Below are 24,816 nucleotides of genomic sequence, written 5' to 3' on the forward strand. Positions count from 1 at the left end.
GTCCGGTGGCGGGCCCGCGCCTCACTCGGCGGCGGGCAGCCGCACCTCGACGTCGCAGCCCGCGCTGGTGCTGCGCACCGACACCTTGCCGCCGTGCTCGTCGACCACGCGGTCGACGTAGGCGAGGCCGAGGCCCGAGCTGCCCGCCTTGTCGCCCTGGTAGCCCGCGCGGAACATGTGCGGCACTTCGTCGTCGGGGATGCCGCCGCAGGTGTCGCGCACCGAGAGCCGGGCGAAGCCGTCCTGGCTCGTGACGCCCACCAGCACGCGGCCGCCCGGGCCGCTGGACCGGATCGCGTTGGACACCAGGTTGTCCAGCACCCGGCTCAGCTCGTCCCGGTCGCCCTGCACCCGGACGTCCCCGGCCACCGACTCCGCGAGCTCGACGCCGCGCTCCGCCGCGGCCGGCCGGGCGTGCGCCAGCACGCCGTCGAGCACCGAGCCCATGTCGACCGGTCCGGGGGCGGCCCGGCGGGGCAGCTCGTCCGAGCGGGACAGCTCACCCAGGTCACCGATCATCCGGGACATCCGGTCCACGGCCGCGGCGATGCCGTCGAGCGCCGTCGTCGGGTCCGGGAACGCGCCGTCCCGCAGCCCGTCCGTCGCCGCGCGGATGCCCGACAACGGCGAGACCAGGTCGTGGCTCACGAAGCCGACCACCTGCCGGCGCGCGTCCTGGGCCGCCCGCTCGGCGGCACGGGACGCGTCCAGCCGGGCGCGCGTCGTCTCCAGCTCGGCCATCACCGCCGCCAGCTCGGCCGTCTCCGGGGCAGGCACCGCCGCGTGGTGTGCCGCGGGCGGGGCGTCCTCGCCGGGGAACGGCACCTGGCCCAGCCGCCGCGCGCCGTCGGCGACCAGCAGCACCTCCTGCCCCACCATCCGGCCCAGGGCGAGGGCCAGCAGCACCTCCAGCACGGTCGCCGTGCCGAGCACGAGCCAGACCACCGAGGCGTCGTGCGGAGAGATGAACATCGCCGACACGTTGACCGCCAGCGCCGCGACCACCGCGGCGACCGGGATCAGCGCGGCCAGGAGCAGGGCGAGCATGAGCGACAGGCGGCGGGCCACCCGGATCGCGACGATGCCCACCACGCCGGCCACGACCGAGCACGCGACGGTGACGAGCACCATGAACTGGACGTCGGTCATCGCGCGGCCTCCGTCGAGCCCGGGGCGACGGGGGCACCCGCCTCCGGCATCAGCGCGTACCCGCTGCCGCGCAGGTTCACGATCAGCGCGGGCCGGGCCGGGTCGTCCTCGAGCTTCCTGCGCAGCCGCCGCACGTGGACCATCACGGTCGAGTCGTCGCCGAACGTCCAGCCCCAGACCCGGCGCAGCAGCTCCCGCCGGCCGAACGGGTGCCCGGGCCGCTGGGCGAGGAAGCTGAGCAGCGCGAACTCCCGCGGGGTCAGCTCCTCCACGCGGCCCCGGTAGCTGACCGTGCGCGAGGCGCCGTCGAGCACCAGCCCGCCCACCTCCAGGCGCACGGGCGCGTGCTGCACGTCGAACGGTCCGCGGCGCAGCAGCGCCTCGACGCGCAGCACGAGCTCCCGGGCGTCGAACGGCTTGGTCACGTAGTCGTCGGCCCCGTGCTCCAGGCCGATCACCCGGTCGTCGGCGCTGGCCAGGCCGGACAGCAGGAGCACCGGCGTCGCGTCGCCGTCCCGCCGGCGCCGGGTCAGCATCTCCAGGCCCGAGCTGCCGGGCAGTCGCACGTCGAGCACCACCGCGTCCGGCTGCCACGTCCGCCACGTGTGCTCGCCCTCCACGGCGTCGGTCGCGGTGCGCGGGTCGTGGCCGGCCGCGGTGAGGTAGGCGGCGACGCTGGAGGCGACCAGCGCGTCGTCGTCCACCACGAGAACCTTTGTCATACGGAAACCATAGCCACGGCGCTCCGGCCGGGATCGACCGCGCGACGAGGACAGGCCGCGCCACGGCGCCGGACGTCAGGTATCTGTCAGGTCGGTCGGCGTACCTCCGTGCAGGTCCGGCGCCTAACGTCGAGGACATGCTGCCGACACCCGACCCGATCGTGGACCTGGTCCTGCCCTGCCTGGACGAGGCCGAGGGCCTCGCCTGGCTGCTTCCCCGCCTCCCGGACGGGGTGCGGGCGGTCGTGGTGGACAACGGGTCCACCGACGGGTCCGCCGAGGTCGCCCGCGAGCACGGTGCCCTGGTGGTCCGGGCCGAGCAGCGCGGGTACGGCGCCGCGTGCGCCGCCGGGCTCGACGCCGCGACGGCCGACGTGGTCGCCTTCTGCGACGCCGACGCGAGCCTCGACCCCGCGGACCTGCCCCGCGTCACCGGCCCGGTGCTCGACGGCCAGGCCGACCTCGTGCTCGGACGCCGACGCCCGGAGCCGGGCGCCTGGCCCTGGCACCTGCGCCTGGCCAACGCCGAGCTGGCCCGGCGCGTACGCCGCCGCACGGGCGTCGCCGTCCGCGACATCGGGCCCATGCGAGCCGCCCGGCGCGAACCCCTGCTCGCCCTCGGCCTGCGCGACCGGCGCAGCGGCTACCCCCTGGAGACGCTCGTCGCGGCCGCCGAGGCCGGCTGGCTCGTGGCGGAGGTGGACGTGCCCTACCGCACGCGGCGAGGCCGGTCGAAGGTGACCGGCACCCCGCTCGGCGCCTGGCACGCCGTCCAGGACATGTCGAAGGTCCTGGCCTCGTGACCGGCCCCACACCGCCGCGCGTCGTCGTCGTGCTGGCCAAGGAACCCCTGCCCGGCAAGGTCAAGACCCGCCTGATCGGCAGCCTCACGGCGGCCGAGGCCGCCGGCCTGGCGCGGGCGGCGCTCGCGGACACGCTCGACGCCGTCCGTGCGCTGCCCGGGGTGCGGACCGTGCTCGCGCTGGACGGGCGCCCCGGGCCGTGGGTGCCGCCCGATGTCACGGTGGTCCCGCAGGCGTCCGGCGGGCTGGACCGCCGGATCGCCGCGGCGTTCGGCGACGTGCTCGGACCCGACGGCGAGCAGGGCCCCGCGCTGCTCGTCGGCATGGACACGCCCCAGCTCGGCCCGCTCCTGCCCGCGGTGGACTTCGCCGGCCACGACGCGGTGCTCGGCATGGCGGACGACGGCGGGTACTGGGCCGTCGGCCTGCGCCGACCGGACCCCGCACTGTTCCACGGCGTCCCGATGTCCGAGCCCGTCACGGGGCAGGCACAGCTCGACCGGCTGCGCGGAGCGGGCCTGCGGGTCCGGCTCCTGCCGCCCCTGCGCGACGTCGACACCGTACCCGACGCCGCGGCCGTGGCCCGCGTCGCGCCCGGGACGCAGTTCGCGCGCGCGTGGGCCGCGGTCTCGCACCGGGTGCCGGCCGGCGCGGCGTCGGAGCGCCGCGGATGACCGCCGAGGCCCAGCGCCCGGTGAACCCGCTCGTCCTGTTCGAGGCGGCGCTCGGCGGCTCGCCGGTGACCGCCGTGCACCTGTCCCACGTCGCGCCGGTGGACGTCGCGGCCTGGACCGCCGAGCGGGACGCCGTCGACGAGGCGATCGTGGCCCTGTGCGAGGGGCCGGTGCTCGACGTGGGCTGCGGCCCGGGCCGGTTCGCCGCCGCGCTCGCGGCGCGGGGTGTGCCCGCCCTCGGCATCGACGTGTCGCGGGCCGCCGTGCGCCGCGCCCGCGCGCGCGGTGCCGTGGCCCTGCGCCGGGCCGTCGAGGGGCCGGTGCCCGGCGAGGGCCGGTGGGGGACCGTGCTCCTGGCGGACGGGAACATCGGCATCGGCGGGGACCCGCGCGCCCTGCTGCGGCGGTGTCGCGAGCTCGCCCGGCCGGGCGGCCTCGTGCTGGTGGAGGCCGACCCGGACCCCGACACGGACGTGTCCGGCCCGCTGGTGCTGCACGCCGAGGACGGGCGGCGCTCCCGCCCGATGCCGTGGGCGCGCGCGGGCAGCCGCGTGCTGCGGGCGATCGGCGCGGAGCTGGGCCTGGAGACGGCCCAGGAGTGGGAGCTGGCGGGCCGCGTGATGATGTCGCTGCGGACGCCGCAGGCCGCCGAGCAGTTCTGAGCCGCACACGTCGAAGGCCGGGCCGGGGAAACCGGCCCGGCCTTCGACGTACCCGTCAGCGCGCAGCGCTCCAGAGCGCCACGAGCCAGACCAGCAGAAGCGTCCCGAGCACCAGGACGGCGCCGCGCAGGACCACGCCCGCCCAGATGCGTGCGGGCTCCTCCGCGACGACCCGGCCCCGCGACCGCTCGCGGGCGAGCGCCGGCAGCCGGACGAGCACCAGCCAGCCCAGCACGATGACCAGCGGGGCGATGATCGCGTCGTTCAGTGCCACCGAACCCGCCAGCCAGACGCCCCACGGCAGCCACCAGTGGGACGGCACCGACGTGAGAGCCAGCCAGACCCACCAGGCCATGGCGGCTGTGCCGGCGAGGACCAGTACCCGGCGCGACCACACCGTCGCCGCGCTCATGCCGCGCTCCCGACCACGAGGCGCGAGACCCACTTGGTCTGCAGCACGCCCGGGCGGTTCGGCGCGATGATCCGTGCCGGGAAGCCGTGGTCGAGGTGGAGGTCCTCGCCAGCCAGCGTCAGCGCCAGGAGGGTGTCGTCGTGCGCGACGTAGGAGCCCGGCAGGTCAGACGTCGAGTAGGACGTGCCTGCTGGTTGCAGGCTCACCACGTGGACGGGATCGTCGGGCCGCCCGCCGCAGAGCGTGGCCAGGTCACGCAGCCGGACGCCGCTCCACCGCGCGGAGGCGCTCCAGCCCTCGACGCAGGCGATCGGCAGCACCGCCTCGTGCTGCGCCATGGCGAGCAGATCGGCGCGGCTCAGGCGTGACGTGCCGGCGGGGCCGACCAGCTCGAGCGCCCAGTCCGGGTCCGTGGCCAGCTCCTCGACGCGGGCGCCCCGGGCCGTCTTGTTGACGGCCAGGCCCTGCGGGCCGTCGAACGGGTCACGCGGGGCGAGCAGCGCGATGGCCCGCCGCGGGGTCACGGTCTGCCCCACCGTCAGGGCCGTCAGCGCAAGGGTGGCCACCGCGACCGACCCCAGGAAGCCGCGGCGCGTCGCCCCGGCGCCGGGGGCGGTGTCCGCAGGTACCGGGACCTCGCCCTCCGGCGCGCCCGGACCGCCGGCGGCGTCCGGACCGGCACCCGGGCCGTCCAGGTCGCGCGCCGACGCCGCGAACGCCCGGAGCACGATCGGCAGCTTGATCCCCACGTGCACGAGGGCGGCGCCGAACGCCAGCCAGGCCGTGGCGTAGTGGACGCTGGTGAAGCCGAACCCGAAGACGTAGAGCTTGAAGACGTTGAGGATCCCCGTGACCACCTGGAACACGGTCGCCGCGACGAGCACACCCACGGAGCCGCGCTCCAGCGCGTGCCGCCACCCGGTCAGCGGCGGGCGCACGAAGAGCTGCGGGTAGACGGTGTACAGCTTGGCCAGGACGAGGGGCAGGCTGGCGAAGCCGACCGCCACGTGCAGGCCCTGGTTCAGCCGGTACGCCCAGGCCGGCTCCGGGCCGAACGGCAGCCACGACACGGGGTGCTGGTGCAGGTGCGAGACCAGACCCGTGACGAACAGGATCAGGATCGCGGCGCCGAGGAACGCCCCCAGCCGGGCCACGACGCGTTCGTCGTGGACGGGGGAGCGGAAGTCGGCGGGCTCGGGCACCCGCAACCAGGGCGGGCGGGAGGTGGACAGCGTTCGGTTCACCATGGTGACTCCAGGATCGTGTCGAGCAGGATGGTCAGGCCGCCCGGCGCCCACAGCCAGGCGGCGGGCACGGGGCCGTACGCGGTGGTCGTGGCACCCGCGGGGTCGCCGCGGGCCGCCCGGAGGCCGGCTGCCGCGGGAATGACCCAGAACGCCACCGGGAGCCAGATGCGCTCCACCTCGCCGCGCTCGAACCCGAGCAGCGCTCCCGACAGCGCGGCGGCCAGGGCGAGGCCCACCACGACGCGGGTGACGGCGCCGGTCCGCCGCAGGCGGGTGAGCCCGCCGACGGCCGCGGGGCCGGTGATGGCACCCAGGACCGCGAGGTCCACGAGCAGGAAGTAGAGATAGGGCCGGGCATTCCCCACGGGCGCCCAGACCGCGTGGGTCGCGGCGATGCCGTCCCAGACCCAGAACCCGCCCAGCCCGGCCGCGACCACGACGCCTGCCGCGACCACGCCCGCCACGACGGTCGGGGCGACCCGGCGGGTCAGCAGCAGCGGAGCGAGGGCGATCAGCCCCATGTGGAGCAGGCCGTAGGACAGCAGCGGGCACGCACCCAGCAGCAGACCGGCCGCGACCGCGTACACCCACCGCGCGCCGCCGTTGCCCGGACGGGAGGCGAGCGCCAGGAACGCCACGCCCCAGGCGAGCACCCCGGCGAAGAACGCGTCGGCCGACGTCGCCACCCACAGCGCGGCCGGTGCCAGCACCAGGGCGGGCACGACCGCGCGGGCGGTGCCCTCGGCGGTCGCGACCGGGATCGTCCCACCTGCCCGGCCCAGGTCGAGCGCCCGCAGCGTGACCAGCACGGCGGGCACCGCCGCCGCCCCGGCCAGGACGAAGAGCGCCGTCGCCCAGCCCGGTCCGCCCAGCCCGGCGCGGTCGAGCACGGCCAGCAGCAGCACGAGCCCGGGCGGATGGCCCCGCACGTGGATCGGGTAGTCGGGCAGGTGGTCGACGAACCCCGCGAGGAAGGCCGCGGGGTCGGCGGCCGCCCGCGGGACGGCGGGCAGGTACTCGTGCTCCCCGCGGACGGGCGCCGTCAGCTCGTTCCACGAGGTGATCACGGCCAGCGCCACCGCCCAGGCGGCGGTGGCGGCCCAGGAGACGAGCAGCAGCACCCGCCAGGGCAGGCGCGCCGCGAGGCCCGGGCCGTACCGGACGACAGCGACCAGGAGCACGACCGCGGCGAGGATTCCCGGCCCCGTCCGGACGACCCAGTGCCCCACGAAGGGTTCGGCCCCGGTGAGCAGCGGCACGTCGCTGCCGTACCGCAGGAGCGCGCCGACGAGCCAGAGCAGGGGGACCGACACCGCCCACGCGGACACCGCGAGGACCGGTCCGCGGCGCTCCCACCAGGTCGCGCGCGGGACCGGGGGCAGGGCGGCGGGGCGCCGTCCGGCCGCCGGTGCGGTCTCGGGCTGCGGGGTGGGGGTCACGGTTCCATCGTGGCGTCCGGCCGTCGCCCACGGGGTCCGGACGACCTGACGAAAGGCTGACGATGGGTATCCCTGACGGCCCCGCGCCGACGCGCCTCCGACGGCACCGGATGCCGGTACCGTGACCGCGTGATGCAGCACCTGCGTGTGGTCAGTCCCTCCGGCACCACGGCGGACGTCGTGGACCTGTTGCGCTCCGACCCCGCCACCACCAACGTCGTCGTGCTCCCCGACTGCGCCGTGGACCCGCCGGGGGACGTGGTCATGGCCGACGTCGCCCGCGAGGGGTTGAGCCCCGTCCTGGACCGCCTGACCGACATGGGCCTGCACCGCGACGGGTCCGTCGCCGTGGAGACCGTCGACACGTCCCTGTCGCACCACGCCACGCGTGCGGAGGCCGTGACGCCGGGGCTCTCGGAGGACGCGCTCGTGTGGCCCGAGGTCGTGGACCGGACGGAGTCCGAGTCCCGGGCCTCGCTCGGCTACCTCGCGCTCATGGCCCTGGCCACCACGATCGGCATGATCGGCGTGCTGTTCGACCAGCCGATCCTGATCGTGGGCGCCATGGTGACCGGCCCCGACTTCGGCCCGCTCGCCGCGATCTCCGTGGCCCTCGTCGGCCGGCGCTGGCGGACCGTCGGACGGGCCGTGGCGACGCTCGGCGCGGGGTTCGCGGCCGGGTTCGTGGCGTCCGTCGGCATGGCGCTGCTGCTGCAGGCCTGGGGGCTGGCCGACCAGTCGACGCTCCTGGCCGACCGCCCGCAGACCTCGTTCATCTGGGCGCCCGACGCCCTGAGCTGGGTGGTGGGCGCCCTCGCCGGCGCGGCCGGCATGATCTCGCTGACCACCGGCCGGGCCGGCGTGCTCGTGGGGGTCCTGATCTCGGTGACCACGGTGCCGGCTGTCGGCAACGCGGCCGTGGCCCTCGCCTACGGCGTCGGTGAGGAGGCCACGGGGTCCCTGGCCCAGTTCGCCATCAATGTCGCCATGATCGTGGCGGGCGCGGTGGTGTGCCTCGTGATCCAGCGGACGTGGTGGCACCTGCGGCCACGGTGGCAGGTCGAGCGGCCGGTCACCGCTACCGGTTCTGCCGGCCGGCCTGCGCGCGGTCCTGCCGACGGGTGAGGAGCGCGCGCAGCGCGGCCACCACCTCGTGCGGTGACTGCTCGGCCATGAAGTGGCCCGCGTCCAGGGTGCGGTGCTCCAGGTCCGTGGCCCACGCCGACCACAGGCCGGCCGCGTCGTACCCGAGCGCGGCGCCCCAGTCCTGCTGGAGCACGGTGACCGGCATGGTCAGCCGCCGTCCGGCAGCCCGGTCGTCCCGGTCGTGCTCGACGTCGATCCCCGCCGACGCCCGGTAGTCCGCCACGATCGAGGGCACCGCCGCACGGGAGGCACGCAGGTACTCGGACCGCACGTCGGCCGGGATCGCGTCGGGCCCGGTGCCCCACGCGTCGAGGAAGAAGCCGAAGAAGTCGTCGGCCGCGGCGGCGATCATCCGCTCGGGCAGGCCGGGCGGCTGCGCCATCAGGTACAGGTGGAACGCGACGGCGGCGTCCGCGCCGTGCAGCACGTCCCACATGTCCAGGGTGGGCAGCACGTCGAGCACGGCCAGGTGGGTGACGCGGCCGGGGTGGTCCAGACCGGCCCGGACCGCGACGAGCGCGCCCCGGTCGTGACCGGCCAGAGCGAACGTCTCGTGCCCGAGCGCTCGTGCCAGGTCCACCACGTCCTGGGCCATGGTGCGCTTCGCGTAGGTGGTCCGGTCGTGCTCGGCGGGCTTGTCGCTCGCGCCGTACCCGCGCAGGTCAGGCACGATCACCCGGTGGTCGCGGGCGAGGTCCGTGGCGACGTGCCGCCACATGAGGTGGGTCTGCGGAAAGCCGTGCAGCAGCACGACCGGGCTGCCTGAGCCGCCGGCGGCTACGTTGAGGACGATGTCGCCCACGGCGACGCGCTGGTAGTCGAACTCAGGGATTCTCGGTGTCATGCCCCGAATCTCCCGGACGTGGATGAGCAGATGATGAGTGACGGTACGGACGTCCGGATCGGCGTGCTCGGCCCGGTGACCGCCTGGGTGGGCGGGGCCGAGGCCGTGCTGGGCGGCCCCCGGCAACGGGCGGTGCTCGCGCGCCTGGTCGTGGCACGCGGTCGCGTGGTCACGGCCGGCCGGCTGGTCGAGGACCTGTGGCCGGACCCCTCCCCGGGGGCGCTCGCCGCGCTGCGCACCTTCGTGGCCGCACTGCGCCGCGGGATCGAGCCGGACCGGCCGGCGCGCACCCCGGCCCGCCTGCTGGTGACCGACGGCCCGGGGTACGCGCTGCGCGCCGTCGCCGTCGACGCGTGGTCGTTCGAGGCGGCGGTGAGCGGTGCGCGCGACCAGCCGCCCGCGACGGCGCGCGCCGCGCTCGACCAGGCCCTCGACGCCTGGCGCGGCACCGCCTACGCCGGCCTGGACGAGCCCTGGGCCGTGGCCGAGCGCGCGCGGCTGGCCGGGCTCCGCCTGGTCGCCGTCGAACGGCGGGCCGAGGCGCGCATCGCCCTGGGGGAGGTGGCCGACGTCGTACCGGGGCTGGACGCGCACGTGTCCGAGCATCCCTGGCGCGAGGAGGGGTGGCGCCTGCTCGCGCTGGCGCTGTACCGGTCGGGGCGGCAGGCGGACGCGCTCGCGGTGCTGCGCCGCGCCCGTGCCCTGCTGGTGGGTGAGCTCGGCGTGGACCCCGGCCCGCGGCTCGCGGCGCTGGAGTCCGCGGTGCTCCGGCACGACGCGGGGGCGGGGCCGCCGGCGGCGGGGGACGACGTCTGGCGGGACACCACCGCGGCCTACGACCGCGTGGTGGCGGCCGGCGCCCGCACGCGGCTGGAGTCCACGGCCACCCTCCTGCGCACCCTCGCCCTGGCCGGTGGTGAGGGTCTGGCCGCGGCTCGCGCGCAGCGGGTCGCGGCGGTCCACGCGGCCGAACAGCTCGGCGACCCCGAGCTCACCGCCCGGGTGATCGGTGCGTTCGACGTCCCCGGCGCCTGGACCCGGTCGGACGACGCCGGCCTCGCCGCCGAGCTGGTCGCCGCGGCGGAGCGTGCCCTCACGGCCCTGCCGCAGGACGCGCCCGACGCCGTCCGCGCACGGCTGCTGGCGACGGTCGCGGTCGAGTCGCGCGGTCTGCCCGGGCCCCGTGGACCCGAGGCCGCCCGCCGCGCGGAGGAGCTGGCGCGGCGGACCGGCGACCCCGGCGTGCTCGCGTTCGCGCTGGCGGGCCGGTACCTGACCCGGTTCGAGCGGACCGGCCTGGCGGCCGAGCGCGACGAGATCGGCGCCGAGCTGGTGTTCCTGGCGGCGCGGCACGGCCTGACCACGTTCGAGATCCTCGGGCACCTGGTCCGGCTCCAGGCGCTGTCGGCGCTCGGGCGGTGGGAGGCGGCCGGGCGCCACGCGGAGGACGTCGCCGCGCTGGGCCGGCGCCACGAGCGGCCGCTGGTCGACGTGTTCACCCGCTGGTTCGCCGCGCTGCGGACGGCGGCCACCGGGGCACCCGTCGACGTCGCGGACCGGGCCTACCGCGACGCCGCCGCGACCCTCGACGGTTCCGGCATGCCCGGGCTCGCCGACGGCCTGCTGCCGCTCTCGCTGCTCGCGCTGCGGGTGGGCCGCGGCCTGCCGGCCCGAATGCCGACCGGCGCCGGGCCGGGAACGGCCGCGGGGGACGACCCGGGCGGTCGCGCCGCCGGCGACACGTGGGGCCCCTACGCCCCCTGGGCCGAACCCCACCTCCTGCTCGCGCGCGGTGCGGACGCGGCGGTCGCCGTCCGCCGGCTCCCGGACCCACCGCCCGGGCTGCTCGCCGAGACGCTGTGGCTGCTGGCCGGCCGCGCGGCCGTCGCGGTGGGCGACCGGCGGGTCGCCGAACGCGCCCACGCCGCCCTGCTCCCGGCCGCCGCCGAGGTGGCGGCGGGCAGCGGCGTCCTCACGGCCGGCCCCGTCAGGGACCACCTGGACGTGCTGGCACGGTTCCTCGCCGGGTGACGGTGGGCTTCCTCCCGGCCGCCGTCCGGCGCGGCCGACCTGCCGTCACGCACGGGCCGGGGCGTCAGCCGAGCGGCGTCCCGGTCTCGCGGGCCAGCGCCGCCAGGAGCCGGTCCTGGAACGCGACGTCGGGGACCGCCGGGTGCGGCTCCTCGCGCTCCTGGTGGTACCAGTAGCCGCCGGTCGTCCGCGCCTCCGCGTCGTCGCTGGTGGCCAGCCACTCCTGCGTGCGGTGGCCCAGCTCGAGGTCGTCGGGGGCACCCGCCCCGCCCATCCGCGTGGGTACCCACCCGGGGTCCACGGCGTTGCTCGGCACGCCGGGCCGCAGCCGGGCGACGGCGGCCGCCAGGGCCGTGACGAACAGCTTGCTGTCGCCGTACGAGCCGGGGGTGCGGCCCTGCCAGTCGATGCCGTCGAGCTCAGGGCGCCCGGTGAAGTGCGAGCCGCTGCTCAGGTAGACCAGGCGACGCGGGCCGGGCAGCAGAGCGGTGAGCAGGTACGGGGCCACGATGTTGACCGGCATGACGGCCCGGCCGCTCCACACCCCGGCGTTGTGGATCACGGCGTCGAGCGGGGCGCCGCCGGCCAGCGTGGCGGCGAGGTCGCGGACGGCGTCGCGCTCGGCGAGGTCGGCCACCACCAGGTCGGCGCCCCGGTCGAGGAGCGGGCGCAGGGCCTCGACCCGGCCGGGGTTCCGCGCGTGCACCACCACCTCGTACCCCTGGTCCAGGAGCGCCTCGGCCGCGAGACGGCCCAGTCCGTCGGCGGACCCTGTGACGAGGATCCGGTGGATCGCATCGGTCATGCTCCTGATCCTAGGCCGCACGGTGAAGCCTGCCCGGGCGAACCGGGCCCGCCGGGCCCGGCCGTCAGGGTGTGCCGGAGGTACCCGCCAGCGCCTCGCCCAGGGGCGTGCGGGTGTGCAGCACGCGGACGCCGCTGCGGCGGCTGTCGATCAGGCCGGCGTCGCGCAGCACGGTGAGGTGGTGAGACGCGGTGGACACCGCGAGGTCGGTCAGGGCGGCGCACTCGGACGTCGACAGCGGCTGCTGGAGCTCCAGCACGAGGCGGGCGCGGGCCGCGCCGAGCAGCGCTGTGAGGGCGGCCTCGGCGTCGGCCTGGCCGCGGTGCCAGGTCTCGGACACCCCGTGGGCGGGGTAGAAGATCGTGGGCTGCGCCGGGCGTTCGGTGAGCACGGCGCAGCCGCGGGCGTTCATCATGACCGAGGGGACCAGCACCAGGCCGGTGCCGCCGCAGTCGACCACTTCCTCGTGCTTGCGCATCTGCACCCGGACGATCTCGTCGGCCCAGGTCACCGTGGAGTGCAGGGTGCTCGCCATGTCGGCGAGCCCGTTCTCGCTGCTGCGCCGGGCGCGGACCGCGATGTCGGCCCGGAGCAGGTGCAGCATCTGCGGCCAGACGGGGGCGAGCAGCGCGTCCCACACCTCCTGCCACGCCTCGACGATCATCGCCCGGGCGCGGTCGGGCGCCGCGATGAGCTCGCGGATCTCCTGCTGACGGGCACCGGTGGAACGGAGCACCATCTTCTCCAGGTCGAACGTGAGCCGTTCGTCGGGCACGTGCCGCAGCCGCTCGGCCTCCTCCTCGGGCGTCATGTCGCCCGACGGCGTGGCGGTGAGGAAGTCGGGCATGTAGCCGTCCACCCCGCAGATCACGGCCATCAGGCGGAACGACTCGCCGGCCGGCTTGGCGCGCAGGTCGCGGAACCACCCCCAGTGCAGCGGCGAGCCCTGCGGGCGAAGGATGGTGCGCAGGGCGTGCACCAGCTCGTGCCCGGGGGAGATGCCGAACCGGACGGCCGAGATGTCGCTCGACCCGAGGCGGAACTCCACGAACTTTCGATCCACGTCGAAAGCGTAGCGAGCGGTGCGCGGCACGACGGAGGGTGGGCACATCAGCGCACCACCCGCTCCGCAGAGAGGACCAGACCATGACCACCACCGCTCCCGTCCCCGCCCCGATCCCCGCCGACGCGATCCGGATCGGGGAGAGCCGCACCCTCCGCTTCGAGGGGGCCGCGCACGGGTCGAACGTGTCGTTCTTCCTCGTCACGTCCGACCCCGGGCAGGGCCCGGCCCTGCACCGCCACCCGTACGACGAGACCTGGTCGGTGCTGGAGGGCGAGGCGACCATCGTGGTCGGCGACCGCACGTTCGTCGCCCGCGCGGGCGACACCGCCGTCGCCCCGGCCGACACGTGGCACCGCTTCACCAACACGGGAACCGGGACGCTCCGGATCGTCTGCATCCACGCGTCGGCGGTGATGATCCAGGAATTCGCCCCCGAGGACTGAGCTGTTTTCCTTGCTCGGTTTGCTCAGGTGACCTAACTTCAGCTCAACCAGACAGAAAGGCACGACCATGGCCCAGTACTTCCTGACCGTCCCGCACGACACGGCCGACGAACCGACGATGGAGTCGATGCAGGAGATGGATCCCGCGGAGCTCGAGGCAGTGATGGCCGCCGTCGAGGGCTTCAACACCGCGCTCAACGAGTCGGGTGCGTTCGTGTCGGCGGGCGGCCTGCTGCCGCCCTCCACGGCGATCACCGTCGACGCCACCGGCGAGGAGACCACGCGCGTCGCCGCCCCGTTCGTGGACGCCACGCAGTACGTCGGCGGGTTCTGGATCATCGACGTGGCGGACGAGGAGGCGGCGGTCGGCTGGGCCGAGCGGGCCTCGGCCGCGCTCCAGTCCCGGATCGAGGTGCGCGGCCTCCAGTAGGCCGCTCACCAGGCAGCGCGGTAGGCCGCGGCGGCCCCGGCGGACGACGCCGGGGCCGCCGCGCTCGTCCGTCCCGGTGCTTAGATCTAGTCATGCGCACCGGCCCGTCCTTCACCACCACCGCCCGCCGCGCCCAGATCGTCGAGGCCGCGGTCCGGGTGATCGCGCGCGAGGGACTGTCCAAGGCGTCGTTCGGCCGCATCGCCACGGAGGCGGGCCTGTCCAGCGCCGGGATGATCAGCTACCACTTCGCGGACAAGGACGAGCTGCTCACGGTGCTCAGCGACGCGGCCCTGGGCGACTGCGTGGCCGCGATCGAGCGCGCCGTCGCGCGGGCGGACGGGCCCGCGGAGGGCCTGACGGCCTACCTCACCTCGTTCGTGCGCTGGCAGGACACGCACCGCGACGAGGTCGACGCCCTGTGGCGGCTGTCCGCGGGCTGGAAGCGGCCGGGGGAGCCGGCCGCGTTCGACGAGGGCCTGCTGCGCGCCCCCCTGCTCGGCGTGCTGCGCGCGGGCCGTGAGTCGGGCGTGTTCCGGCCGGTGCCCGTGGAGTGGGCCGCGCACACCATCCTGTGCGCCGTGGAGGGGTACCAGCAGGCGATGCACGACGACCCGGACCTCGACGCCGACGCGTACGCCGCCGTGCTCGTCGACCTGTTCGAACGCGGGCTCACCGCGACGTGAGGGCGGGCTCAGGTCTTGGTGCGGTAGATCCGCATCGCGATCGGGCCCAGCACCGCCGTGAGCACCACGGAGGCGACCAGGACCCACAGGATCTCCGTGCCGTCCGGGTCGCCGGCCATGAGGCCCCGCTCCGCCGTGACCAGGTGGCTCACCGGGTTGATCTCGACGAACGCCCGCAGGCCGGACGGCATGGTGGCCGGATCGACGAACACGTTGGAGGCGAACGTCAGCGGCATGAGCACCAGCATCGAGATCCCCATGACGGCGTTGGGCGAGCGCACCAGCAGCCCGAGGATGATGAAGCTCCAGCTCAGCGCGAAGGCGAACACCAGCAGGAGCAGGACGCCGAGCACCACCCCCGGCACGCCGCCGTCGGGCCGGAAGCCCAGGAGCAGGCCCAGCGCGATCGTGATCACCGAGGCGATCGTGTACCGCACCGTGTCGCCCAGCAGGGCGCCCACCACGGGCGACGGCCGCCAGATCGGCAGCGAGCGGAACCGGTCGAACACACCCTTGGAGATGTCGTTGTTGAGCGTGTAGCCGGTGTAGATGGTCACGAACAGGATGGTCTGCACCAGGATGCCGGGCAGCAGGAACTGCACGTACGCCTGCGTGGAGCCGGCCAGCGCCCCGCCGAACAGGTACGTGAACATCAGCGTGAAGATCACGGGTGAGACCAGCACGTCGAAGAGCTGTTCGGGCACGTGCTTGATCTTCAGCAACGCGCGCCAGCCGAAGGTCAGCGTGGTCGACAGCGCCGACGGCCGGGTGGGCCGGTCGGTCAGGGCGACGGCGTCGCGCAGGGTCGTGGTCATCGGGGCACCTCGGAGGTCCGGCGGGGGTCGGGGTCGCGGTCCGGGCCCGGCTCCTCGTCCTCGGGCAGGGGCTGGCCGGTGAGGGCGAGGAACACCTCGTCGAGGCTCGGCTGGCCCAGGGTCAGCTCGGGCACGCTGATCCCGGCGTCGACCAGGGCGGGCAGCAGGCCGGACACGGCGACGCCGCCGTCGTCGGGCACCCGGGCGGCCAGGGCGTGCGGGTCGGAGTCGAAGGTGACCTCCGTGCCGAGCACCCGTCCGGTGATCTCCGCGGCACGGGCGCGGTCGGCCACCTCGGCCACGCGCAGGTGCACGGCGCCCTCGCCGACGGACCGTTTGAGCTCGCTCGCGGTGCCCTCGGCGATGGTCCTGCCGTGGTCGACGACGGCGACGCGGTCCGCGAGCTGGTCCGCCTCGTCCAGGTACTGGGTGGTGAGCAGCACGGTGGCGCCGTCGTCCACGAGCACGCGGACGATGTCCCACACCTGGTTGCGGCTGCGTGGGTCCAGGCCGGTGGTCGGTTCGTCCAGGAACAGCACGCGCGGGGCGAGCACGAGCGAGGCGGCGAGATCGATGCGGCGGTGCATGCCGCCGGAGTAGGTCTTGACCTGGCGTGACCCGGCGTCGGCCAGCTCGAACGCCTCCAGGAGGCCCTGCACCCGGCGCCGGGCCGCGGCCGGCGTGAACCCGTACAGGCGCGCCAGCATGATCAGGTTCTCCGTACCGGTCAGGTCCTCGTCCACCGAGGCGTACTGCCCGGTGAGACCGACGGCGGAGCGCACGGCGTCGGCGTCGTGGACGACGTCGTGCCCGAGCACGCGGGCCGTCCCGGCATCGGGCCGCAGGAGGGTGGCGAGCATGCGCACCACCGTCGTCTTGCCTGCGCCGTTGGGCCCGAGCAGGCCGAAGACGCTGCCCTCGGCGATCGACAGGTCGATGCCGTCCACGGCCTTGGTCACGGACCTGCGGCTGGTGAAGTGCTTGACGAGGCCCCGGGCCTCGACGGCGAGCGACTGGGACATGTGATCCTCCCGGGTTCCACTGTGGCACTGCGGGCACAGGGCCTCAATCGGATTCGGCGTCGTTCGAAGCGCCGCCCGGCTTGCCTTCGAGCGCGCTCGAATCCCTAGCGTCCGTGGCATGACGACAGACACCAGCAGGACCTGGCTCATCACCGGCGCGACCTCGGGTCTCGGCCTGGCCCTGGCGGAGGCGGCGCTGCGCGCCGGCGAGCGCGTGGTCGGCACCGCCCGCCGCGCCGACCGGTTCGGCACGCTCCGGGCGCGGTACGGCGACCGGCTGCTCGCCGTGGAGCACGACGTGCGGGACACGGGCGCGGCCGCCGGCGTCGTCGAACGGGCGCTGGCGGCGTTCGGGCGCATCGACGTGCTCGTGAACAACGCCGGTGGCGGACAGGTCGGCGCCGCCGAGGAGATCACCGACGCCCAGCTGCGCGACATGCTCGACCAGCACCTGTTCGGTCCCGCCGCCTACGTCCGCGCGGTGCTGCCGGGCATGCGGGAGCGGGGGGACGGGGCGATCGTGCAGATGAGCAGCCAGGGCGGGCGCCTGTCGTTCCGCACCGTGGGCAGCTACTCCGCGGGCAAGTTCGCGCTCGAGGGCTGGTCGGAGGCCCTCGCGGGCGAGGTCGCGCCGTTCGGCGTCCGGGTGCTGATCGTGGAGCCCAGCCGCTTCCGCACCGCGTTCAACGCCGAGCTCCGCACGGCGGAGCCCGACGCCTCGTACGACGCCGTGACCGGAGCCGTCCGCGCCGACCTGGCCGGTGCCGACGGCGTCCAGGAGGGCGACCCGGCCCGGGCCGCCGCGGTGGTCCGCGACGTGCTCGGTGCGGCCGACGCCCCGCTGCGCCTGCCGCTGGGCGCCGAGGCCGTGCGCAACCTGCGCCGCACGTACGCTGCGGCGCTCGACGAGGTGGAGACGTGGGCGCACGCGAGCGAGTCCGCCGACTTCCCGGGCCTGCCCCCGGCCGTCCGCGCCTTCCGGGCCGGCGCCTAGGCTTCGGGAATGGCTTCCGGCACGGCTTCGGGGATGACTTCGGGTACGGCTCACGGCACGGCGTCTCGCACGGGCTCCGGCACGGCTGCTCGCCCGGCGTCCGGCAGGGCGACGGACGACCTGACGGCGCGGGCGCTCGCCGCCCTGGGCGAGGACGGCGCGCCGTCGGTCGAGGCGATACACGCCCTGGCCGACGTCGACGAGGCGACCGGACCCATGACGATCGCGGAGGCCGCCGCCCACCTCGACGTCTCGCCGCACACGCTGCGCTACTACGAGGGCGCGGGCCTGGTCGAGGTGGACCGCGACGCCGCCGGCTACCGGGTGTACGACGTCGCGGCGCTGCGCCGTCTCGTGTTCGTCACCCGGATGCGGCTGTCGGGCATGCCGATGCGCGACCTGCAGCACTACGTCGCGCTGGTGGACGCCGGGCGGCAGACCGAGCCCGAGCGTCTGGACCTGCTGGTGGAGCACCGTGACACGATCCGCCGCCGGATCCGAGAGCTGACGCTCGCGCTGGTGGCCACCGAGCACAAGATCGCCACCTACGGCGGGGCGACGGGGCCGGACGTGCTGTCCCCGGGTGTCCGCGACCCCGCGCGCAAGGCCACCGGGTCGTGAGCCGCCGGGGCGCGGCCCCGGCGGCCGGTGTCAGTCCGGGAACCGCACCCCCCGTTCCACCTCCTGATCACGGCGCCGTCCGGCCTCCCCGCCGCCGCGCGAGCGGCGGCGGGGAGGCCGGACGACGCCGACGACCACGACCCGCTGACGGACCTCGTGCTCGGCGGGCTCCTCGGCCCGCAGTGCGATCAGCGGACGGCGGACCCGAAGGCCGCTCCTGCGGCCGGGAGCCCGCCGGAACCGGGCTGGTAGGTGGTCACCGCCGCGCTCCCGCCCGCGGTGAGGTTGCCCCAGGGCACCGCGTGGACCGCCCCGTAGGTGGCCGGCCCGTCGGGCATGCCCACGTACAGGTGGGTACCGGTGCCGCGCAGGACGCTCCCGAGGTGCTGCTCGGCGCCGGCGGTCCCGGGCAGGCTGCCCGTCCCGGCGACCAGCTGGAACTCGGTGCCGGCGAGCGTGCCCAGCGGGGAGTAGACCTGGACCAGGCCGGAGCGGCTCACGCCGCCGACCGTCTCTCCCGGGACGCCGACTGCCACGTGCACGGTCTCGGCGGTCCCGACGCCTGCCGGGTCCGTGTTCGCCAGCGCGACGGACGCCCCCATCCGGTCGCCGTCCTCCGGGTCGCCGGACACCCCCGGCTGGTTCTGCTCGATGTTGGCGACCTCGCTCCAGGACCCGCCGGGGGTGACCCGGAAGACCACGGCGCGGCCGGCGTCGGGCCGGTTCTGGCCGGTGCCCGCGTTCACCAGACCTTCGCCCGGCGATCCGACGGCCAGCAGCGAGTCGGTCGACGTCGTCCCCGCGGACGGGCGGTACTCGATCAGGTCGAGCGCCGCGCCGAACTCGTCCCCGGACTCCGAGCCGCCGGAGACGGCATCGCTGTCCTGGTTCAGCACCGCCTGATAGGCCGGGACACCGGTGGCGTCCAGGGTGTGGCTCAGCAGGTGGACCGAGCCGGCAGCGGTCGCGCTCCCGATCGTCTCGTTCGGGGCACCGACAGCCAGGTGGTGGGAGTCGGCCGCGATCGAGGCGCCGAACCGGTCGCCGGGGTCCGCCGCGCCGCCGTAGTTGCTGGAGTCCTGGTTCACCGCCTTCGCGGGCCGGTCGCCCTGCAGGTAGAAGAAGCCTCCGGTGTCGGCCTTGCTGCCGACGTCCTCGCCCGGCGTGCCGATCGCCAGGAACGGCGTGCCGTCACCGGTGTGCCCGGCGGCCAGGGCGTAGCCCATCAGGTCTCCCGCCTCGCGCGCTGCGGTGGCCAGCTGGCCGTCGCCGGCGGCTTGCACGTAGGTCGTGCCGGCCCGTCCGCTGTTCAGTCCCGCGCGGTCGCCGTAGACGACCTGGACCCAGCCGGTGTCGGCCTGCGCGACGCCGGCGGCGTCGTCCAGGTGCTCGTACGGCGTACCGACGGCCAGGTCCGTGCAGCCGTCGAGGTTCCTGTCGTAGGTCGCCAGGCTGAACCCGAACCGGTCGTCGGTCTCCGGGCCGCCCTCGATCCCGTTCAGCCCCTGCCGGATCTCGGTGGTCCCCGCACCACCGCCGTAGACGATGCGCACCAGGCCGGCGCGGGCCGAGCCGTTGACGGTGGCGGCCGGGTCGGCGACGGCGACGTCGCGGATGCCGTCACAGTTGAAGTCGACGATGCGTGCGGTCCTGGTCGTGGCGCCGACCCAGCCGCGGACGTCGTCGACCCGCGATGCCACCGCGTCCGTGCGGGTCTCGGCCGGGTCGGTCCCGAAGCAGCCGCCCTGCCACGAGCGCGTGGCGACGGCGACCAGCGCGGTGCCCGCGCCCGTACCGCTCAGGACCGGTGCGCCGGTGTCACCCGCACAGACCGCCGCGCCGGCCACCCCGGAGATCGGTAGGTCCCCGCCCACGGCCGTGCCGGCCGCGAAGGTGCCGACGTGCCGCTGCAAGGGCGACCACTCCGTCGCCGTCCGCCCGTAGCCCGGGACGGTGAGCTGCTCGCCGGCCGCCGGGGCGGCGGTGCCGACCACCGCTGGGACCACCGTCGCCACCGACCCGGCCAGACGCGCCAGAACCAGGTCCCGCGACTCGTGCGGCACCAGCGCGACGACAGCACGCTCCTCGCCTTCCGACGTCGTCAGGTCACCGCGCCCGATCGTCGCGGTGGTGGTCGCCGGAGGAGCACCAGCGGCGACGTCGTGCCCGGCCGCCGGGTCGTCGGCGAAGCAGCTGGCCGCCGTCAGGACCCACTCGGGGGCGACCAGTGCGCCGGAACAGGCGCGGTTGGTCGCCTCGTCGACGCCGATGTCCAGGCGGACCGCGAAGTCGGCCGCCGACGTCTCGGCGGGGCCGACCACCGCGAGCGCGGCGGGTGCATGGAACGACGCCAGGGTGACGGCGGCCAGCGCCGATGCGGCCACGGCGCGCCGGGATGTGCTGCGTGCCGTCGTGGTGGCCGAACCCGGCGCACGACGCCTCAAGTACCTCACGAATGCCTCCTCTGGGGTGAAGTGTCCGGAGGATGCCATGCGGAGGACGGTCCGGGGTGCAGGAACCTGCAGCGCAGGCCGGGGCTGCTCGCTACGTCACCGAGCCGGCTACGGCCAGGCGGCCCCGTCCGGTGACGGCGAGCGTCCGCTCGTCGGGCGTGACGAACACCGACTCGCCCGCGCGCAGCACCGCGGCCTCGTGCTGCCCGGCGACCCTGACCTCGCCCTCCAGCGCCAGCGCGATCGCCGGACCGGCCAGGCCGACCCGGGCGCGGCCGGCGTCGGGCGCCGCCACCGTGGCCAGCGAGAAGTCCGGGACACCAGGGTCGAAGAGCTCCGCACCGTCCGCCGTCCGCACCGGGGCGAGCCGGGGGTCGCCGGTGACCCGGAACGTCGCCAGCCGTTGCAGCTCGGTCACGTCGACGTGCTTGTCGGTGAGCCCGGCCCGCACCACGTTGTCCGATGCCGCCATCACCTCGACCGCGATGCCCCGCAGGTAGGCGTGCACGGTGCCCGGCGGGAGGTAGACGGCCTCGCCGGGGCGGAGCGTCACGCGGTTCAGGAGCAACGCCACCAGGATCCCGGCGTCGCCCGGCCGCTCCGCCGCGAGGTCCACGAGCGTGTCGAGCTCCGCGTCGAGGCCGTGCCCGCGGGGCGCCTTCCGGGCGGCCTCCGTCACGACGGGCAGCAGGTGGCCGGCATCCTCGTCGCCGGCCAGGAGCCGCCCGACCAGGCGACGCAGCACGGGCTCGTGGTCCCCGTCGCCACCGGCGCTGGTTCCCCCGCCGACGGCGTCGTCCAGCGTGCGCAGGAGGCGGGCGAGCCGGTCCGTGCCCGTCAGCTCGTGCTCCTGCGCCGCCCCGGCCAGCTCCGCCACGAGCCGCCGGGTGGCGCCGAGCGGCCGGAAGCCCACCAGCGCGTCGAACGGGCCGTCCAGGGCCAGGGCCAGCTCCGGCTTGTGCCGGGCGTCCCGGTACACGCGGGCGGGGCTCGTCAGGGGCACGTCGCGGCGGTTCTCGTCGTCGTACCCCTGACGGGCGCGGACGGCGTCGGGGTGCACCTGGATCGACAACGGAGCCTCGGCCGCCACGACCTTGAGCAGGAACGGCAGCTCGTCCGACGCACGGTCCGCGCCCAGGGCACGGGCCGGGTCGGCGGCGATCCAGGCGTCGAGGGTCGCGTGGCCGCCCGCCCGGTCCGGGTCGACGACGCGGCTGGGGCACAGCGGGTGCGCCCCCAGCCAGAGCTCGGCCTCGGGCCGCCCGCTGGGGGTGCGGCCGGTGAGCCGGGCGATCGCGGTCCGCGACCCCCACGCGTAGTCGCGTGGCGTGTTGGTGACCCGCAGCAGCACCGTTACCTCGTCTCCGTGCCGCGCACGAAGGCCTTGACGGTGGCGTGCCGGGGCTCGCCGCCCAGGGGCCGGACGCGGTAGCGGCCCGCGGCGGCGGGCACGATGAAGGTCTCGGCGTAGTGGACCACGAACGGCTCGAACGCCCCGTCGGGGCTCTCGACGACGGCCGCGGACCCCTCGACCAGGTTGAGCACGTTGACCGTGCCGCCGGTGTCATGGTCCACCGGGCCCGTGAACCAGTGGCGGCGCACCTCGATGAACTCGAGCTCGTGCAGCCCGGTGCGCTCCTCGCGCCAGCCGTCCCCCTCCGCGACGGTCTCCACGCGGTCCACGAGGTGCTCGGCGGTCCACTCGGTGTCCCGGTCCCACTGGACGTTGGCCAGGGCGTGGTCCAGGTGGATGGGCCGGGGCACGCCGTCGAGCCCGACGCGGCCCCAGTCCCACATCTTGAAGGTGAAGATGTAGGGGGTGGCGGAGATCTCCAGCACCATCGAGTCGGCGCCCGAGCAGTGGACGGTCCCCGCGGGGATCAGGAAGTGGTCGTGCTTCTTCGCGGGGAACGAGTTGACGTACTTCTCGACGGGGAAGTCCACCGCGCCGGACCGGGCGCTGCGCAGGTCCGCGGCCATCGCCTCGGGGTCGGCCCCCGTCTTCATGCCCAGGTAGACGACGGCGTCGTCGGCGGCGTCCAGCAGGTAGTAGCTCTCGTCCTGCGTGTAGTGCATGCCGAAGGTGCGCTGGATGTAGTCGGTCAGCGGGTGCACCTGGAGGGAGAGGTTGCCGCCCTCCATGGTGTCCAGGAAGTCGAACCGGATGGGGAACTCCGCGCCGAACCGGGCGAAGGTCCGCTCACCCAGCAGCTCCACCGGCCGGGCCAGCACGGCGTCCATGGCGGGGATCTCGACCACCTCGTCGCCCACCGCCAGCAGCAGGCTGTTCTCCTCCGGCACGCAGTCGAAGCACCAGGCGTAGTTCTCCTGGGCCGGGTCCAGGTCGCACACGTCCTTCATCCACTGACCGCCCCAGACGCCGGGGTCGAAGAACGGCACCACCCGGAAGGGACCGGCGGTCGCCGCGGCCAGCCCGGCGCGGAAGGCGTCACCGGTGACGAGCTTCGCGTCGGCGACGGAGACGTTGGCGTCCAGCAGGAAGTCGATGCGCTCGAAGAGCTGCCGCTTGTGCCGGTCGGCGAGCCGCCACTCGACGAAGTACCCCCGCTTGAACTTGCGCAGCGCGTCGTCGGACCCGTTCGCCGCGCGCCAGTTGGGCAGGCCGGACCGGTACCGCTGCTGGATCTCCCAGCGGGCGAGGTCGGCCAGCACGAGGGTGGCCGCCGGCGCGGGGACGAGCGAGGCGCCCCAGCCGACCAGCACCACCTGCCCGTCGGCGTCGGCGACCCGGCGGGCCACCTCGTCGAGGCGAGCGGGGTCGTAGAGCGCGTCGAGGGTGCGGTGCGACATGACGCCGAACACGCGGTCGTCGGTCAGGTTGTCGCCGATCAGCGCCTCGATGTCCTCGGGGCTGCGCGCGGCGGCCCGCTCGACGTCGACCACCGTCGCGGCGGGCAGGGCACGCTCGATCTCCCTGACGTACGCGTCGACGTCGCTCGCGGGGTAGGTGTCGACGACGATCGTGCCGCCGGCCGCGTGCTCGGCCAGGGCCGCCCAGACCCCGTCGCCGCGCCAGGCCTGGTGCGTTCCGGGCACCCGGACCACGGGCGCCTTGTCGTAGCGGTGCGGTGCGGCCGATGGGGGAATGCGCATGTGGCCCTCTCTACGGGTCGGACGAACCAGGGCGGCGCGGTCCGGTTCGGAAGCTCGTCCTGGTAACGATACCAAGACTATGTCATCATCGATCCGTGCCGTCCAGGCACGGGCGGGGCGCACCGAGGCGGCCGCCGGGAAGGGAGCTGATGACGTCTCGTGAGCCCACGCCGCGGGCGCCGCTGCGGCCGGAAACCGTCCCGCCGGACCGGCGGGACGGCGGCGCGGACCTGCTCGGCACGGCCGTGGACGTGGGCGGTACGCACGTCACGGCCGCCACCGTGGACGCCGGCTGGCGGGTCCGCGACGAGCACCGCGTGCCGCTCGACTCGGCCGCGCCCGCGGCCGAGGTGCTCGACGCCGTGGCGGACTGCGTGCGCCGCACGTGGGCGGCCGGTGCGGCGACGGCGACGGGGCCTGTGGCGGTCGCGATCCCGGGGCCGTTCGACTACGAGCGGGGCATCGGCGACTTCCGTGGCGTCGACAAGTTCGCCGCGCTGCGTGGCGTCGACCTGCGCGGCGAGCTCGCCGCGCGCTGGGGCCGGGCGCCCGTGACCGTGCGCTTCGTCAACGACGCGGAGGCCTTCGGCCTGGGCGAGTGGGCTGCCGGGGCCGGGTCGGGCGCCGCCCGCGTCGTGGCCGTGACGCTCGGGACCGGCGTCGGGTCGGCGTTCGTCGACCGGGGCCGCTGTGTCACGACGGGGCCGCTGGTCCCGGCCGACGGCAACATCCACGTGGTGCGGGTGGCCGGCCGACCCCTGGAGGAGGTGGTCTCGCGGCGGGCGCTGCGGCTCACCTACCGGGCGGGCACGGGCCGGGACGTCGACGTGGTGGACATCGCCCGGCACGCGCGGGCGGGCGACGTCGCCGCCGTCCGGGCGCTGGAGGGAGCCATGCGCACCCTGGCCGGCGCGCTGGCGCCCTGGCTGACGGCGTTCGCGCCGGAGCGGCTGGTCGTGGGCGGTTCCATGGCGGCCTCCTCGGACCTGCTGTTCCCGCCGCTGGTCGCGGGCCTCGCCGCGGCGATGGCGCGCCCGCCCGAGGTGCGCGTGGGCGTGCTGCCGCGGGAGAGGGCGAGCCTGCTGGGTGCGACGGTCGCGGCGCGGGGCGCGGCGGAGGGGTCGGCCGACGGCCTCGTGCGATAGCGATACCAGGGACGCTCGTCAACCGGCGCCGCGTTGTGGGCTCTGGCCTGCGATGACACCGTCCTTCACCAGGGAGTGCCCCCGCCAGCCTTG

24 protein-coding genes are annotated in these 24,816 nt (G+C 75.5%); 11 read left to right on the forward strand and 13 right to left on the reverse strand.

Features of this window, described 5'->3' with window-relative positions:
• Nucleotides 1-21: 21 nt before the first annotated feature.
• On the reverse strand, nt 22-1,149 hold the full coding sequence (locus ACIBBF_RS01410) for a sensor histidine kinase (protein ID WP_397409720.1): 1,128 nt from the start codon (nt 1,147-1,149) through the stop codon (nt 22-24).
• Complete coding sequence (locus tag ACIBBF_RS01415; RefSeq protein ID WP_397409722.1) at nt 1,146-1,871, reverse strand: response regulator transcription factor; 726 nt, start codon at nt 1,869-1,871, stop codon at nt 1,146-1,148. Before ACIBBF_RS01415 ends, ACIBBF_RS01410 begins: the two co-directional genes overlap by 4 nt.
• Nucleotides 1,872-2,008: 137 nt before the next feature.
• Between ACIBBF_RS01415 and ACIBBF_RS01420 the strand changes: the two genes are divergently transcribed.
• The 3 genes from ACIBBF_RS01420 to ACIBBF_RS01430 are packed head-to-tail and all read left to right on the forward strand — an operon-like array spanning nt 2,009 to nt 4,010.
• Entirely contained in the window at nt 2,009-2,674 is a 666-nt protein-coding gene (locus tag ACIBBF_RS01420) for a glycosyltransferase family 2 protein (protein ID WP_397409724.1), read from the forward strand.
• Nucleotides 2,671-3,348 carry a DUF2064 domain-containing protein gene (locus ACIBBF_RS01425; RefSeq protein WP_397409726.1) on the forward strand — a complete coding sequence of 226 codons (678 nt, stop codon included), beginning with the start codon at nt 2,671-2,673 and terminating at the stop codon, nt 3,346-3,348. The genes ACIBBF_RS01420 and ACIBBF_RS01425 overlap by 4 nt, the downstream gene beginning before the upstream one ends.
• On the forward strand, nt 3,345-4,010 hold the full coding sequence (locus ACIBBF_RS01430) for a class I SAM-dependent methyltransferase (protein ID WP_397409728.1): 666 nt from the start codon (nt 3,345-3,347) through the stop codon (nt 4,008-4,010). The genes ACIBBF_RS01425 and ACIBBF_RS01430 overlap by 4 nt, the downstream gene beginning before the upstream one ends.
• 55 nt (nt 4,011-4,065) lie before the next feature.
• On the opposite strand, the gene ACIBBF_RS01435 is transcribed toward ACIBBF_RS01430, so the two are convergent.
• The 3 genes from ACIBBF_RS01435 to ACIBBF_RS01445 are packed head-to-tail and all read right to left on the reverse strand — an operon-like array spanning nt 4,066 to nt 7,108.
• Nucleotides 4,066-4,422, reverse strand: coding sequence for a hypothetical protein (locus ACIBBF_RS01435; RefSeq protein WP_397409730.1), 357 nt, complete (start codon nt 4,420-4,422; stop codon nt 4,066-4,068).
• A complete protein-coding gene (locus ACIBBF_RS01440; RefSeq protein ID WP_397409731.1) occupies nt 4,419-5,669 on the reverse strand; it encodes a molybdopterin-dependent oxidoreductase in 1,251 nt (416 codons plus the stop codon). Before ACIBBF_RS01440 ends, ACIBBF_RS01435 begins: the two co-directional genes overlap by 4 nt.
• Nucleotides 5,663-7,108, reverse strand: a complete 1,446-nt coding sequence (locus ACIBBF_RS01445) for a hypothetical protein (RefSeq protein WP_397409733.1) — start codon at nt 7,106-7,108, stop codon at nt 5,663-5,665. The genes ACIBBF_RS01440 and ACIBBF_RS01445 overlap by 7 nt, the downstream gene beginning before the upstream one ends.
• Nucleotides 7,109-7,240: 132 nt before the next feature.
• Here ACIBBF_RS01445 and ACIBBF_RS01450 point away from each other — a divergent pair, with 132 nt between their 5' ends.
• Complete coding sequence (locus ACIBBF_RS01450; RefSeq protein ID WP_397410661.1) at nt 7,241-8,233, forward strand: DUF389 domain-containing protein; 993 nt, start codon at nt 7,241-7,243, stop codon at nt 8,231-8,233.
• Here ACIBBF_RS01450 and ACIBBF_RS01455 read toward each other — a convergent pair.
• Nucleotides 8,187-9,098 carry an alpha/beta fold hydrolase gene (locus ACIBBF_RS01455; RefSeq protein ID WP_397409734.1) on the reverse strand — a complete coding sequence of 304 codons (912 nt, stop codon included), beginning with the start codon at nt 9,096-9,098 and terminating at the stop codon, nt 8,187-8,189. The genes ACIBBF_RS01450 and ACIBBF_RS01455 overlap by 47 nt on opposite strands.
• A gap of 33 nt (nt 9,099-9,131) precedes the next feature.
• Between ACIBBF_RS01455 and ACIBBF_RS01460 the strand changes: the two genes are divergently transcribed.
• Entirely contained in the window at nt 9,132-11,129 is a 1,998-nt protein-coding gene (locus tag ACIBBF_RS01460; protein WP_397409736.1) for a BTAD domain-containing putative transcriptional regulator, read from the forward strand.
• Nucleotides 11,130-11,193: 64 nt separating this feature from the next.
• Here the strand turns inward: ACIBBF_RS01460 and ACIBBF_RS01465 are convergent, their stop codons facing one another.
• Nucleotides 11,194-11,922, reverse strand: coding sequence for an SDR family NAD(P)-dependent oxidoreductase (locus ACIBBF_RS01465; RefSeq protein WP_397410663.1), 729 nt, complete (start codon nt 11,920-11,922; stop codon nt 11,194-11,196).
• Between the two features lie 76 nt (nt 11,923-11,998).
• Nucleotides 11,999-12,997 carry a DUF5937 family protein gene (locus ACIBBF_RS01470; RefSeq protein WP_397409738.1) on the reverse strand — a complete coding sequence of 333 codons (999 nt, stop codon included), beginning with the start codon at nt 12,995-12,997 and terminating at the stop codon, nt 11,999-12,001.
• 83 nt (nt 12,998-13,080) lie between these two features.
• Here ACIBBF_RS01470 and ACIBBF_RS01475 point away from each other — a divergent pair, with 83 nt between their 5' ends.
• From ACIBBF_RS01475 to ACIBBF_RS01485, 3 genes are all read left to right on the forward strand, one after another.
• A complete protein-coding gene (locus ACIBBF_RS01475) occupies nt 13,081-13,443 on the forward strand; it encodes a cupin domain-containing protein (RefSeq protein WP_397409740.1) in 363 nt (120 codons plus the stop codon).
• 67 nt (nt 13,444-13,510) lie between these two features.
• On the forward strand, nt 13,511-13,873 hold the full coding sequence (locus ACIBBF_RS01480; RefSeq protein WP_397409742.1) for a YciI family protein: 363 nt from the start codon (nt 13,511-13,513) through the stop codon (nt 13,871-13,873).
• Between the two features lie 92 nt (nt 13,874-13,965).
• Nucleotides 13,966-14,559 (forward strand): TetR/AcrR family transcriptional regulator, encoded by a 594-nt coding sequence (locus ACIBBF_RS01485; protein ID WP_397409744.1) that lies wholly within the window; start codon nt 13,966-13,968, stop codon nt 14,557-14,559.
• A gap of 8 nt (nt 14,560-14,567) precedes the next feature.
• On the opposite strand, the gene ACIBBF_RS01490 is transcribed toward ACIBBF_RS01485, so the two are convergent.
• Complete coding sequence (locus tag ACIBBF_RS01490; RefSeq protein ID WP_397409746.1) at nt 14,568-15,374, reverse strand: ABC transporter permease; 807 nt, start codon at nt 15,372-15,374, stop codon at nt 14,568-14,570.
• Complete coding sequence (locus ACIBBF_RS01495) at nt 15,371-16,396, reverse strand: ATP-binding cassette domain-containing protein (RefSeq protein WP_397409748.1); 1,026 nt, start codon at nt 16,394-16,396, stop codon at nt 15,371-15,373. The genes ACIBBF_RS01490 and ACIBBF_RS01495 overlap by 4 nt, the downstream gene beginning before the upstream one ends.
• A gap of 118 nt (nt 16,397-16,514) precedes the next feature.
• On the opposite strand from ACIBBF_RS01495, the gene ACIBBF_RS01500 reads away from it, so the two are divergent.
• Entirely contained in the window at nt 16,515-17,390 is an 876-nt protein-coding gene (locus ACIBBF_RS01500) for an SDR family NAD(P)-dependent oxidoreductase (RefSeq protein ID WP_397409750.1), read from the forward strand.
• A 9-nt stretch (nt 17,391-17,399) separates the two neighbouring features.
• Nucleotides 17,400-18,011 carry a MerR family transcriptional regulator gene (locus tag ACIBBF_RS01505; protein ID WP_397409752.1) on the forward strand — a complete coding sequence of 204 codons (612 nt, stop codon included), beginning with the start codon at nt 17,400-17,402 and terminating at the stop codon, nt 18,009-18,011.
• A gap of 188 nt (nt 18,012-18,199) precedes the next feature.
• Here the strand turns inward: ACIBBF_RS01505 and ACIBBF_RS01510 are convergent, their stop codons facing one another.
• The 3 genes from ACIBBF_RS01510 to ACIBBF_RS01520 form a co-directional block, all read right to left on the reverse strand.
• On the reverse strand, nt 18,200-20,464 hold the full coding sequence (locus ACIBBF_RS01510; RefSeq protein ID WP_397409754.1) for a trypsin-like serine protease: 2,265 nt from the start codon (nt 20,462-20,464) through the stop codon (nt 18,200-18,202).
• A 91-nt stretch (nt 20,465-20,555) separates the two neighbouring features.
• Nucleotides 20,556-21,815 (reverse strand): mannose-6-phosphate isomerase, class I, encoded by a 1,260-nt coding sequence (gene manA / locus ACIBBF_RS01515; protein ID WP_397409756.1) that lies wholly within the window; start codon nt 21,813-21,815, stop codon nt 20,556-20,558.
• Between the two features lie 2 nt (nt 21,816-21,817).
• A complete protein-coding gene (locus ACIBBF_RS01520; protein ID WP_397409759.1) occupies nt 21,818-23,578 on the reverse strand; it encodes a class I mannose-6-phosphate isomerase in 1,761 nt (586 codons plus the stop codon).
• Between the two features lie 149 nt (nt 23,579-23,727).
• Between ACIBBF_RS01520 and ACIBBF_RS01525 the strand changes: the two genes are divergently transcribed.
• The gene (locus ACIBBF_RS01525) at nt 23,728-24,723 is read left to right on the forward strand and encodes an ROK family protein (protein ID WP_397409761.1); all 996 of its coding nucleotides are present in this window, start codon (nt 23,728-23,730) and stop codon (nt 24,721-24,723) included.
• Nucleotides 24,724-24,816: the final 93 nt, after the last annotated feature.

The organism is Promicromonospora sp. NPDC050880 (assembly GCF_044456525.1).
Lineage (GTDB): Bacteria > Actinomycetota > Actinomycetes > Actinomycetales > Cellulomonadaceae > Promicromonospora.